General features: G+C 42.2%; 12 protein-coding genes. 4 read left to right on the forward strand and 8 right to left on the reverse strand.

What is annotated here, in order from left to right; genetic code table 11:
* Positions 1–138 precede the first annotated feature (138 nt).
* Together ACNORC_RS07045 and ACNORC_RS07050 are read right to left on the reverse strand one after the other, a co-directional pair.
* On the reverse strand, positions 139–528 hold the full coding sequence (locus ACNORC_RS07045; protein WP_418334916.1) for a lipocalin family protein: 390 nt from the start codon (positions 526–528) through the stop codon (positions 139–141).
* A 170-nt stretch (positions 529–698) separates the two neighbouring features.
* Complete coding sequence (locus ACNORC_RS07050; protein ID WP_418334917.1) at positions 699–1,343, reverse strand: toxin-antitoxin system YwqK family antitoxin; 645 nt, start codon at positions 1,341–1,343, stop codon at positions 699–701.
* Positions 1,344–1,508: 165 nt separating this feature from the next.
* On the opposite strand from ACNORC_RS07050, the gene ACNORC_RS07055 reads away from it, so the two are divergent.
* Positions 1,509–2,480, forward strand: coding sequence for a fasciclin domain-containing protein (locus ACNORC_RS07055; protein ID WP_418334918.1), 972 nt, complete (start codon positions 1,509–1,511; stop codon positions 2,478–2,480).
* Positions 2,481–2,566: 86 nt separating this feature from the next.
* Here ACNORC_RS07055 and yidC read toward each other — a convergent pair whose 3' ends face one another.
* The 3 genes from yidC to ACNORC_RS07070 form a co-directional block, all read right to left on the reverse strand.
* A complete protein-coding gene (yidC, locus tag ACNORC_RS07060) occupies positions 2,567–4,423 on the reverse strand; it encodes a membrane protein insertase YidC (protein WP_418334919.1) in 1,857 nt (618 codons plus the stop codon).
* Between the two features lie 70 nt (positions 4,424–4,493).
* Positions 4,494–6,131 carry a CTP synthase gene (gene pyrG, locus ACNORC_RS07065; protein WP_418334920.1) on the reverse strand — a complete coding sequence of 546 codons (1,638 nt, stop codon included), beginning with the start codon at positions 6,129–6,131 and terminating at the stop codon, positions 4,494–4,496.
* A 131-nt stretch (positions 6,132–6,262) separates the two neighbouring features.
* Positions 6,263–6,496: a DUF3820 family protein gene (locus ACNORC_RS07070; RefSeq protein WP_418334921.1), complete on the reverse strand. Its 234-nt coding sequence runs from the start codon at positions 6,494–6,496 to the stop codon at positions 6,263–6,265.
* Between the two features lie 144 nt (positions 6,497–6,640).
* On the opposite strand from ACNORC_RS07070, the gene ACNORC_RS07075 reads away from it, so the two are divergent.
* Positions 6,641–8,173 carry a GH3 family acyl-acid amido synthetase gene (locus ACNORC_RS07075; protein WP_418334922.1) on the forward strand — a complete coding sequence of 511 codons (1,533 nt, stop codon included), beginning with the start codon at positions 6,641–6,643 and terminating at the stop codon, positions 8,171–8,173.
* Here ACNORC_RS07075 and ACNORC_RS07080 read toward each other — a convergent pair.
* On the reverse strand, positions 8,170–8,841 hold the full coding sequence (locus ACNORC_RS07080; RefSeq protein WP_418334923.1) for a hypothetical protein: 672 nt from the start codon (positions 8,839–8,841) through the stop codon (positions 8,170–8,172). The two genes, ACNORC_RS07075 and ACNORC_RS07080, sit on opposite strands and share 4 nt — an antisense overlap.
* A 150-nt stretch (positions 8,842–8,991) precedes the next feature.
* On the opposite strand from ACNORC_RS07080, the gene ACNORC_RS07085 reads away from it, so the two are divergent.
* Complete coding sequence (locus tag ACNORC_RS07085; RefSeq protein WP_418334924.1) at positions 8,992–9,777, forward strand: Fpg/Nei family DNA glycosylase; 786 nt, start codon at positions 8,992–8,994, stop codon at positions 9,775–9,777.
* An 18-nt stretch (positions 9,778–9,795) separates the two neighbouring features.
* Here the strand turns inward: ACNORC_RS07085 and ACNORC_RS07090 are convergent, their stop codons facing one another.
* Positions 9,796–10,479 carry an MBL fold metallo-hydrolase gene (locus ACNORC_RS07090; protein WP_418334925.1) on the reverse strand — a complete coding sequence of 228 codons (684 nt, stop codon included), beginning with the start codon at positions 10,477–10,479 and terminating at the stop codon, positions 9,796–9,798.
* 12 nt (positions 10,480–10,491) lie between these two features.
* On the reverse strand, positions 10,492–11,820 hold the full coding sequence (locus ACNORC_RS07095) for an erythromycin esterase family protein (RefSeq protein WP_418334926.1): 1,329 nt from the start codon (positions 11,818–11,820) through the stop codon (positions 10,492–10,494).
* A gap of 129 nt (positions 11,821–11,949) precedes the next feature.
* Here ACNORC_RS07095 and ACNORC_RS07100 point away from each other — a divergent pair, with 129 nt between their 5' ends.
* Positions 11,950–12,924, forward strand: a complete 975-nt coding sequence (locus tag ACNORC_RS07100; protein WP_418334927.1) for an ion channel — start codon at positions 11,950–11,952, stop codon at positions 12,922–12,924.
* Positions 12,925–12,964 lie beyond the last annotated feature (40 nt).

The raw sequence follows: 12,964 nt of genomic DNA on the forward strand, positions 1-12,964 counted from the left end.
AGTTCAAATTTAATGGATTTGTACTGAACTAGTGGAAAAGGAAGGGCTCTAATTTGTACTGTTAATAAAAGATTTGGGGTTTAAAAACAGAACAGCCGGCACTTGCCGGCTGTTTCATTGATTTTTTATATTACTGTCTTAATTGGAACGCCTGAAGCGAAGAACAGCACTGGTGGAGGTTGTCATTGTAAAGACATCATCAGTTTCAAAAATTACAGTTCCCTGGATTGCTTCTAGCGGTGGAATAACTACAGTGTAAGAATTAGATCCTGTTTTCTCCCATGTACCAGTGACGTCCAGGAGATCACAATTATTTTGCTCGAGGTAAAGTGTTCCGTCCAGGCTTCCGTTGGCATTGAAAGTTATGGTCGAGTTTGGAGAGCATGCCTGGGGGTTAAGAAGATCGGAAGGGGTAACATTTACAAGGATCCATGTCCCCGTAATTACCCTGGGGTTTTCATCATCATTGCTGCATCCGGTTATTGTTGCAAGTCCTGCGAGCAGGAATAAGATCAAATACTTTTTCATAACGTTGGTTTTTGGTTGTACTTAAATATAACCAATTTTAGAGGAAAATATTTTATAAATGCCTAAAAATAAGTTAATTAATTGAGGTTTTAGGGCTTTTATAGAGGGGGTTGGTTCGAAATAATTAGGACACTTTTGTCTTATTCCCCCTTTAAAATTACCCCTCCTTACTAAAAAAATGATTTCTCTTCTTTCAGCTCTCCATTCTCATAGTACCTCCAGATCCCAAAATGTTTATCCCTTTTATAATTGCCTTCACTTAAGAGTTCTCCCTTTCCGTTATAGAACTTTGCAGGGCCGTGCAGTTCTCCATCCTCATATTGGAGATCTTCCAGGACCACTCCTTTTACCGAATACAGAAACCGCTGTCCATGTAGAAGTCCTTTTTGGTAGTTCGATCTTTCGGCCAGAGTCCCATTGTCATAGTAAACCAGTTTTTCCCCTTCCAAAACTCCATTTTTGTAATTTTCGAGCATCATGAGCTTATCCGAGTCGTCATGATAATACTTCCAGGTACCTGTTCTTTCCGTTCCAAGCATTTTTCCTTCACTAACGATCTTTCCTTTCTGGGTAAGGAAGGTAACCACTACCGTGTCTGAGCCCGGTTGAAAAAATTTGGTAGCTACCGGATTTTTGTGTCCCCTCTGGTAGAATTTAAAAAGCCCTTTCTCTTTTCCGTGAACAAACTCCCCTTCATATTTTAAGTGAGTGGAGTCTTTATCATAATACCCTTTAATATATCCGTTTCTTACTGCGGATTCCTTCTGCGCCAGGGAAGATAAAGGGCAAAGCATTATTAGAAATGAGGTTGCCAAAAACAATTTTTTAAACATCTTCGTGTAGGTTTTGAGTGGTTTTAATAGACAAAATATTTATTGACAGAAATAAAATAATTTATTGTTTAAATAAATTTAACTAAACTTAAACAGAATTGAATGTTCTTATGTTTTACTTTTACGGTATAACTTAAAAATAGAAATATGAAAACTTTTTCAAAATTAGGTAAAATCACTGCAGCGGCATTGTTGTTTTTTAGTTTTGCTTATTGCAGCGATGATGATGATGCTATGAGGGACGTGGAGGTAAAATCGAATACCATTGTGGACTTTGTAGCTGCTAATGACAATTATTCTTCCCTGGGAGCGGCCCTTGAGGTTACAGGATTGAATGCGACCCTTGACGGGACAACTAACTTTACAGTTTTTGCGCCCGATAACGATGCTTTTGCGGCCTTTCTGTCAGCAAACAATTTTAGTTCTCTGAACGAAGTTCCTACAGAACTTCTAAGACAGGTACTTCTAAACCATGTACAGTCCGGAGAGATCATGTCTTCTGCACTTTCTACCGGGTACATTGAAAGCATGGCAACCAGTACTGTGACCGGAGAAAAACTCAGCATGTATATCAATACTGAGAGCGGAGTTTCCATTAACGGTGTTGCGAACGTTGTGAGCGCAGATATTGAAGTAGATAACGGGATCATTCATGCGGTAGATGAAGTTATAGGTTTGCCTGATATTACCACTTTTGCTACCGCAGATCCTACTTTCGAGATCCTGGTAGCCGCTTTAACACGCGAAGATGACTTTACTTTCGTGCAAACTTTAATGTCCTCTTCATCTCCTGCACCGTTTACTGTTTTTGCACCAACAAATGATGCCTTTGTGGCCTTACTTGGTGAGTTGGAAATGTCAAGTCTGGCTGATATTCCAACAGATGTATTGTCAGCTACTTTAACTTATCACGTTGTTGCCGGAGCTAATGTTACTTCTGGCGACCTTACAGATCAAATGGAAGTCTCCACCCTGGCGAACCAAAGTTTTACTGTGAACCTGGGAGATCCTGTGACAATAGTAGATGCGAATGGACGTCCGTCAACTGTATTGGCTACAGATGTACAGGCTAACAATGGAGTGATCCATGTAATTAATACTGTGTTATTACCCGAATAGTTAATACAGTAAGCCCCCTAAAACCTGTTTTTCAACAGAAAAGCCCGGAATTTTCCGGGCTTTTTATATTTATAAGGTTGGAAAAATTATTTCTTTCCTTTTTTCTGCTGCTCTGCCTGCTCCATCATTTCCTGCATTTTACGGGCGAACTTTCCTTGTTTTTTAGGTTTTTTCTTATTCTCCTGTATCTTGGCGTGGATCTTATCTTCATCTATAATGAAGTTCTTGATCACCAGCATGATCCCTATCGTAATAAGGTTTGAAACAAAATAGTAAAGTGAAAGTCCACTCGCATAGTTATTAAAGAAGAACAACATCATGAGGGGAGACAAATACATTATGAATTTCATATTTGGCATTCCCGGCTGCTGTGTGTTTTGCATGTTCTGTCCGGTAGTCATCATCATGTAAATGAAGATCGCAATTGAAGCCAGAATAGGGAACAAACTCACGTGATCTCCATAAAACGGGATGTGGAATGGTAAGCGAGCAATGGTATCATAACTCGACAGGTCATCTGCCCATAAAAATCCTTTCTGACGTAACTGGAAAGCACTCGGGAAGAACTGGAACAGGGCATAGAATACAGGAAGCTGCATCAGTGCCGGTAAACATCCGCTCATAGGACTGGCCCCTGCCTTGCTGTAAAGCTTCATGGTCTCCTGTTGCTTCTTCATTGCATTATCCTTGTACTTCTCATTGATCTCATTGATCTCCGGACGTAACACCTTCATCTTAGCCTGGCTTAGGTAAGATTTATAGGTTACCGGTGAAAGCACGATCCTTACAACTATGGTCATTACTATAATAGCAATACCGTAGCTTGGAAGGAAGGAACTCAAAAATGCAAAGAACGGAATGAAAACATATTTGTTGATCCACCCGAAAATACCCCAGCCTAACGGCATAATCTCATCCAGGTTTCGGTCGTAGTCATTCAGGATCTTGTAATCACTGGGCCCGTAGTACCAGTTCATATTGTAGTTAAGTTCACCACCCTTTAATTCCAATGGAAGAGTAGAGGCGAAGGCCTTAGTGTATAAAGTATCGACTTCCTCATCCTGTACAAGATTTTCGGAAACAAATTTTCCGGTCTCAAAAGGAGTGTCAGTTAACAGGATTGAGGTGAAGAAATGCTGCTTGTAAGCAACATAGGAAATATCTTCTTCCTCATCTTCTGAACGATCTCCCTGCCCCAGATAGTCATCATCGCCACCGCCATATTCATAGACAAGTTCGGTGTACCTGTTTTCATAGGAGATACTCTTGGCGTGACGGTAACCTTTCAGTTTCCAGTCAAGAGTAACAGGTTCAGATTGGCTAAGTACGTTGTTCAAACCTTGAGAACGCACAGAGAAATCCATCATGTATTCTCCCGGTTTAAGGACATATCTGTACTCAAGATATTCCTGAGGAGAAACCTTTAGTTTCATAGAAACCACAGTGTTTTCGCCACTTTTGGATACCGAAGGTTCGAAATAAAGATCTTTGGTATTGAGCACCCTTCCGTCGTTGGTGCTGAATTTCAGGTTGAATGAGGCATTCCCATCCCTTATCAGGTAAATGGGAATAGAATCATAGGTCTTGAAATTTTTAATTTTTGCCTCGGAAATATATCCTCCCTTATTTTCAAAGGTGAGCTCCAAAAGATCATTTTCTACCGTAGTAGTACCATTTTCTTTTGCTGAAGGCAGGGTGGCCGAATAACCGAATGCGCCTAACCTGCTTTGAGCCTGAGCCACAGCAGCAGAGTCCGATGCCTGAAAGCTTGCCACCTCAGCTTCATCGGGGGCAGTTTCTGGGGGAGTGACTACTACTTCTTCTTCAGGGATTTCCTCAACCGCTTCGGGAGCAGTTTGATTCATGTACAACATCCAGATCAGAATTCCTCCAATTAAGATGAATCCTATCAACGAGTTGATATCTAACTTTTTTTCTTCCATTCTAAGGTTTAAATAAAATTGCGGACTTTTCCGCTGTCATTGTGCTGGTCAACTTTCTGACCAAAAGAGGTTACTGTGCCATCCTGGCACCTTTTTTTTCTTTTGAATATTCTTTAGCTGCCTTTACAAAAGCTACAAATAGCGGGTGCGGATTTGCTACTGTACTCTTGTATTCAGGATGATATTGTACTCCAACGAACCATGGATGCTCCGGGATCTCAATGATCTCCACCAGTCCTGTTTTAGGATTGATCCCTGTACTTTTCATTCCGTGGGATTCCAGTTGGGAGCAATATTGGTTGTTGTATTCGTATCTGTGTCTGTGTCGCTCTTTGATAAGGGTATTTTTATACACCTCGTAAGCAATTGAGTCTTCTTTGATCTCACATTCCCAGGAACCAAGTCTCATGGTTCCTCCCATATGTGTGATATTTTTTTGCTCTTCCATAAGATCGATCACCGGGTGCGGAGTCGCCTTGTCCATTTCGGTAGAATTCGCGTTTCTCAACTTCAATACGTTGCGGGCAAATTCAATAACGGCCATTTGCATTCCCAGACAGATGCCTAAAAATGGCAGGTTATTTTCCCGTGCAAAACGAACGGCATCGATCTTTCCTTCAATTCCTCTTTCTCCAAATCCGGGAGCTACCAGGATTCCGTCTAAATGAGAAATAGTTTTTTCAATGGTGGTGTCATTGATAAATTCTGAATGTATACTCTCAATGTTCACCTTTACTTCATTGGCTGCACCGGCATGGATAAAAGCTTCCAGAATTGATTTATAAGAATCCTGAAGTTCCACATATTTCCCAATAAGACCAATGGTCACTTCATGTTTAGGATTCTTATGTCTTTTCAGGAATTCGTTCCATTGTGTAAGATCAGGAGCTTTATCATCGGGTAAAGCAAGTTTCTTCAGGGTCACCGTATCAAGACCTTCTTCCAGCATCATGTTTGGAACATCGTAAATGGTAGAGGCATCTATTGACTGGATAACCGCTTCCTGCTTCACGTTACAGAACAACGCCAGCTTCCTCCTAATGTCGTCAGAAAGTTGATGTTCTGTGCGGCAAACAAGGATATCAGCTTTGATCCCGCTTTCCATCAGGGTCTTTACGCTGTGCTGTGTAGGTTTGGTCTTCAATTCTCCGGCAGCAGATAGGTACGGCACCAAAGTAAGGTGGATCACCAGCGCGTTGTCATCGCCCAGCTCCCACTTTAACTGTCGAACCGCTTCTATATATGGCAGGGACTCAATGTCACCCACTGTACCACCTATTTCGGTGATCACAATGTCGTATTCATGATTTTTTCCGAGTAATTGTACCCGTTCTTTGATCTCGTTGGTAATATGAGGGACAACCTGAACCGTTTTTCCAAGGAATTCTCCGCGGCGTTCCTTTTCAATAACGCTTTGGTAGATCCTTCCGGTAGTTACGTTGTTGGCCTGGGAAGTGTTTACATTCAGGAAACGTTCATAATGCCCAAGGTCAAGATCGGTTTCCGCTCCATCTTCGGTCACATAACACTCCCCATGTTCATATGGGTTGAGCGTTCCGGGGTCAACATTGATGTAGGGATCCAGTTTCTGAATAGTGGTCTTATAACCGCGCGCCTGCAGTAACTTTGCCAGCGAGGCAGCAATGATGCCTTTTCCCAGAGAAGAGGATACACCGCCAGTGACAAAAATATACTTGGTTTCAGCCATTTTAGAGAGGTATTTGGTGCGTTTTTTATTCAGGGCGCTAAATTACGAAGAAGAAAAGAAAAAGAAACCATCTAAGACGGAATATGTTATGAAAATATTAAGGTTATTTTCCTGCGGAATGAGCTTTTTTCCTATCGTGGATATCGCTGCCTGATACTGCGCAGGATCTGTTCCATTCCGTTGATCTTCAGATCCAACACCTGCTGCAGCTGGTCTCCCAACTTATTCTGCGGAAACCCTTTTTGTCTGAACCACAGGAGGTAGTGCTCGGGAATTTCGGAAAGGAATCGGCCTTTATATTTCCCAAAGTGCATTTTTGCATGGGCAAGGTCGAGCAGGGCTTTGTGATCTGGCTGTATTTGCATCCTGCGAATTTGAGAAAAAAATGCAGGTAATTTTTCCTTTTTTGGAAATTTAATGGGAGCCGGGAAAGGTTAAAGTCTTGGTAATTCAAATTAACGATTCCACCTTTTTAGGGCATTTCATTATCTTCCCAAAAACCCGATTTTATGGCCGTTATTGGATCACTCATTAAAGGACTTATTCACGCTACCGATGCTGTTACTTCTGAACCTGACGGAATTGAAGCGCAGGAGAAGGTGCTGCGGGAGTTATTGAAAAAGGCTAAGGATACTGCTTTCGGAAAGCATTATAATTTTGAAGAACTTCTGAAGTCGGACGATCTGCGGAGGGAATATGCTTCAAAAGTGCCCTTTTTCGATTACAATAAGATCAACAAAGAATGGTGGCAAAAGATGCACGAAGGAGAGGAGAGTGTGACCTGGCCGGGAAAACCACCGTATTTCGCCTTAAGTTCAGGGACGACGGGAAAGTCAAGTAAAAGGATTCCCGTGACCGAGGATATGGTGGAGGCAATTAGGCAAACGGGAATCAAACAGGTAGCCAGTTTAGCCAATTTTGATCTCCCTTCCGATTTTTTTCAGAAAGAGATCATGATGTTGGGTAGTTCTACAGATCTGGATAAGAAAAGTGACCATGAGGAAGGGGAGATCAGCGGCATTAGTGCCAGTAATATTCCTTTCTGGTTCCGGAATTTTTACAAGCCGGGAACCGACATAGCCGATATTGAAGATTGGGACGAGCGCGTAGCGGAGATCGCCAAAAATGCCAAAAACTGGGACATTGGGGCAATCACGGGAATTCCTTCCTGGACAGAGCTAATGATCAAAAAGATACTGGAGTACCACGACGCGAAAAACATCCACGAGATCTGGCCGAACCTGCAGGTGTATTCCACCGGAGGGGTCGCCTTTGAACCTTATGAGAAGACCTTTGAACAATTGTTCGCCAGGCCGGTAACTGTAATAGATACCTACCTGGCTTCCGAAGGTTTTATGGCTTTCCAGGCACGCCCGGAAACCCGTTCCATGAAACTGGTGCTTGACAACGGCATCTATTTCGAATTTGTGCCTTTTAAACCTGAATACATCGAGGAAGATGGTTCTTTAAATCCCGACGCACCGGTAGTGCCATTGGAAAAAGTGGAAGTCGATCAGGATTATGTGTTGGTTATTAGCACAGTCTCAGGAGCATGGAGATATCTGATAGGGGATACCATCAAATTTACCGATGTGAAGAAAAAAGAGATCAGGATCACCGGACGCACTAAATTCTTCCTGAATGTGGTGGGATCGCAGCTTTCTGTCAATAAAATGAATGATGCTGTCAAAGAGCTGGAACAAAAATTTGGGATCACCATTCCGGAGTTCACTATTTCCGCAGTAAAAAAAGATGGAGAGTTCATCCATAAATGGTACCTGGGAGTGGAGGAAAACGGGAAGGTGAAAAATGAAGAGATGGCCAAAGCTTTGGATGAGTTGTTGAAAGATGCCAATAAAAATTACGGCGTAGCCCGAAAAAAGGCATTAAAAGGGGTAGAAGTTGTTCAGGTGCCGCCTTCAGTTTTCTTCGAGTGGAGCGGTAAGAACAAGAAAAAAGGGGGACAGGTAAAAATGGAAAAAGTAATGAAGGAGGAAAAGTTTGCTGATTGGGAAGAATTTGTGCAGCAACAATTATCCTAACCTCCAGATTCTGCTTTTTCAAGATCCTCTTCCAGCTTATTCACCAGAACAATGATCTCTTCCGGACTCAAATAAAGGCGGGCGATTCGCTCTTTATACGCATCTGACAGTGAACTGTTGTTGAGTATAAAATCTTTGGTGGCCAAAATGTAATCTCCCATGCCGTGTGTGACAGCAAAAGTATCTGCTGCTCTTTCGGCTTCCTTGATGTAATTGGAGGATGTGATATATCTTAACCCAAAAATGATCAATCCTGCAGCAGTTTTTTCCCGGTAATCCATTATGTGTCCCAACTCATGGCCCAGCCAGCCTATAAGTACTTCAGAAGGAACTTCTTCCATGGAGACTTCTTCCTCTTCGATCACAAATTTACTGCTTATGTAAATGTTGTAGCGCCTCTTGTTCTTCCCTTTAAAAAGATTGCTCAGCTGAGGTTGTGCCTGCATAAAAGACTTTTTGATGTTGTCTTTGAATTTAAATTCTATGTGCACATTCTCAAGTTCGGGGTAATAGGAAAGTGCCTTTTTAGCCTCTTTTAAGATCTTGGATGGAATTACTTTATTATCCTGGTAAACTACTTTTTCTTTCATATCTTTTTTAGCTGCACAGCCATTAAGCGCCACTAAAAGTGGCATTGCAATCACTGTAAGTATAATTCTTTTGATCAAGGTCATAAGGTTTTTAGCAGTCTTTTTCTCTGAAGACCGCTCTCTATAATTTAAAAAATTCCGAAGGGCTAAAAAAGAAAACCGCCTGAAAATATGGCGCAGCAGCTTGTTTTTGAGTAAATTAAACCCGTTAACCAACTTTCAATCATTATGCCGGAACTACCCGAGATCACCTTGTTCAAGAGTTATTTTGATGAAACTTCCCTGCACCAGAAGATCAAGAGTATAGATTTTTTGCACACGGGCTCATTACAGTCTTCAAAAAATGATTTTGTCAAAGCCCTGGAGGGAAAAGAATTTACTGAAACTCGAAGGTTGGGAAAATACCTGCTGATCAAAACCTCGGGAGATAAAGTTCTGGTGATGCATTTCGGAATGACCGGAGAACTGGAATACTACAGAAATCAGGATCCTCCAAAATATGCCCGGGTGATCTTCAATTTTTCTGATGATGCCCATCTTGGCTATTTATGCCGAAGAAAACTCGGGAAGTTGTTCCTCGCCGATAGTGAAGAGGAATTTAAAAAAGAACATTCTCTTGGAACCGATGCGCTGGAGCTGAAGGAGAAGGATTTTATGGAGCTTTTGGAAGACAAGACCGGAAGCATCAAAGGGGTTCTTACAGATCAACACACTCTTTCGGGGATCGGGAATGTCTATTCGGATGAAATGTTGTACCAATGCGGAATTCATCCGAAAACCAAAACCGATACTCTTGATGAGGACCAGAAAAAACAGCTTTTCAAAGAGATGAAAAATGTCCTGAAACTGGCTATCAAGAAAGAAGGGAAACGCTCTGAATTTCCTTCTGATTTTCTTATTCGTCATAGAAAGGAAGGGGAGGATTGTCCGAAATGTAAAGGCAAGATCAAAAAGATAAAAGTTTCCGGGCGCAGTACCTATTTTTGCCCATCCTGTCAAAAGGAAAGATCCTGATCTTCTTGCTTAAAAAGGTCAGATTTCCAGCTCCATTCCGTCGTGAGCACAAATGAGTTCAATTTCACCAGACAGCGCTTTGATCTTTTTCTTTGCTTCCGAAATATCTTCAAAGAACCAGTTTCCGTAGTGGGTAAAAACTATCTTATCGGTTACAGGTTTCAACAGGTTTATAAGGTTTGGAATTCCTGTATGCCCAAAAATGCGATTTCCCTTTCTGTTTATCCTGCCACCTTTTTCTACAAACGAAGCCTCGGTAATGACAAGGTCAATTTTCGGAAAGTCTGAAAAGTTAGCTTTTTCGATCCAGGCTACATCTCCTGTGATAAAAATTTTCTTTCCGTTCTTTTCAATCAGATAACCACAGGATTTGAGACTTAGTGCATGGATGACAGGCACGGGAGTAAAGGAATAGGTTCCCACCTCAAATTTTCCGGAGATCACTTTTAGATCAGGTATCAGCTCATTTTTTTCGGGTCCAAAAAGGGGAATTTCAGGAGTGAATTTTTCATTGTCAAAAACGAAGAATGCATGATCAGGATGAAAATGGGTGAACACAATTGCCTTCGGATTATTTTCCAGGTATTGCTTTTCTCCAATGTCCACCAGAATTTTGTCATCGATCAAAATTCCGCTGTAATTTTTATGATGAGGGGCAGAAGGTTCTACTTTTCCCCGTGTGCCAAGGATCTTTAACTTCATTGAGGCCACTTTTTAAATTCCGAAGGGATAGGTGTCGGGCACCTGATGGCCATCCGGTTTGAGGTGTAAGGGGTGGAGACCCTGCGTCTGATCAAGAAAGAGGAAAGCATCATAGCGGTCTGAGAGCCGGGTAGGCACATAATTACCGCGTTCGTGGTGCGGATCATACACTACGCCCACGGCCCGGTGTCCCATTCTTTCCTCAAAAATTTCTTTTAATGGCGAGTCATCATCAAAAATGAGCATCTTGTCTTTTGCGCCGTTCTGGTGTAAAAGTTTTTCCACGCTTCCTTCAATGCCTTTTGGTAGTTCCATTTCCTTCATTTCGGCACCCCAAAAACTACCGGCGACCACAGAACCTTCATATGAACCGAAACCTACAAGGACTACTCCTTCATCCTGATGTTGCTGCCTTACCAGCTGCCCCACGTTATGCATACCGTGAGCGGCCATATCGGTTGCCCGGGCATCTCCTATATGAGTGTTGTGCTCCCAAACAATGACCTTGGCATCTTTGTGTTCACTTTGGGCATTATGATATTTCATCAGTGTATTCAAGGTTTCTACCATATGAGAGTCCCGCACATTCCAGGAGGAACTGTCAAAACTTGCCATCGCTTCGTAATATTTTTCGGCATTTTTGAGGACCAGGGAATTGAGTTCGGCGTTCAATCCGGCTTCAGGTTCATTTTCGTAAAAATCGGTTTTTTGACGCACCTCTGTCAATAACTGAACCACCTCATTCCGGCATTTTTGATTGAGTCCGCGATAGGCGGTAACATAGGAATCATTCTTGCGATAAGGTTCAAAACAATCTGCAGCCTGTCTGGCAAGCACCGCCGTATCCGGATCTTCTTTTTCCAGATATTTGACAATGATCTCCATAGATTCCCAGAGGCTGTAAACATCGAGCCCGTAAAACCCGACCTTTTTCTTTTGTTCCAGGTGTTTGTTATGTTTTCTCAACCAGGTAGCGAAGGCGGCAATTTCCCAATTAGCCCACATCCAGGTGGGCCAGCGCTTGAACTGACTGAGGACATCTTTAATGGAAACTTCGGAATCAGTCATCCCTTTGATCCACCGATTGATCTGGAAACAATCGGGCCAGTCGCCTTCCACAGCTACAAAAGAAAAGCCTTTCTCTTCTATCAGGCGTTTGGAAATTTCGGCTCTCCAGGTATAATATTCGTGGGTACCGTGGCTGGCTTCGCCTAGCAAAACGTACCGGGAATCTCCTATTCGCTCCAAAAGGGGATCGAGATCCTCAGCATTTTCCAGCGGCCTGATATGTTTGGTGGAGGCATCAGGTTGAGACGTGAAATTTGAAATCCAGTTTGCCATAGCAGTATAAATTATGTTTTAAATTAATTTACGAAATATTGAGGGGCTGCAGCCTTCAGCAGGTGAGGCTTTAGAAAAGTTTAAGTCCTTCTCACAAAATTTTAAGGTGGTTTTAGTTAATTTAGTGATATGCAGGAACTTCAAATAGGCGTTGGCTTACTTATCATCGTCTTTACTTTTCTTGATTTTTTTCATACAACTCTCTCGGGTAATGGTTTCGGTTGGCTCTCCGGAAAACTTAACCGGGGCCTCAACATTATTATCCTTCAAAACCGAAGCAGGCAAATTTTCGGATTTTCTGGACTTATTCATCTACTGGTGACCACCTTCATGTGGTTCTCCTTGCTGTTGTTGGGGACCTTTATCATATTTACCAGTAGCCAGGATATGGTGGTGAATGGATCAACATTTGTTCCCGCAACCTATATCGAGCGTTTCTATTTTACCTGTTACCTGCTTTCTACGGTAGGGATCGGGGATTTTATTCCGGGGAACAGTACCAGCGAATTACTTGCCGGAATCTTGTCTTTTTCAGGATTCATTTTGATCACCACCGGACTAACCTATCTGCTGAGTGTTGTAAACGCGGTGCTGAATAAGAAGGAACTTTCTTTGTCTATTGCCACTTTAGGTCAGGATTTAGAGGAAATGTACAATTACTTTAAAAATGAAGATGACCTGGCTTCCCTGATGTCTGACAGTAGTGACCTGCGCCAGCAGATACTGAGAAATTCCAGTAGTTATCTCGCTTTTCCCATGGTTAACTTTTTTCTTACCAGGGATAGAGAGTTTGCCGTAATTGTCCAGCTGGCAAGGCTGTATGAAGTATTGGTGGTCCTGCGAATGGATTGGCAGGAAGGCACACGGCAGTATTCTAAGATCTGCAGTATTATAAAAGCACTTGAATATTATCTCCAATTGGGACTCGAAAAACCTGAGTCTGCATCAGACTGTAAAGAAAAACTGGATACCCTTAGGAGTTTTTGGATGGAGAAAGGGCACGTCTACAAGAGTTATAAATTAATAGATAAACAATTTACAGCCAACCTCGAGTATGCCGGCTGGCAATGGGAAGACGTGTACAAATATTCAGATCAGGAATAAAAAAAAAGCGGCAAAAATGCCGCTTTAAAAATGCCTTTTT

The organism is Salinimicrobium soli, from assembly GCF_048323655.1.
Taxonomy (GTDB): domain Bacteria; phylum Bacteroidota; class Bacteroidia; order Flavobacteriales; family Flavobacteriaceae; genus Salinimicrobium; species Salinimicrobium soli.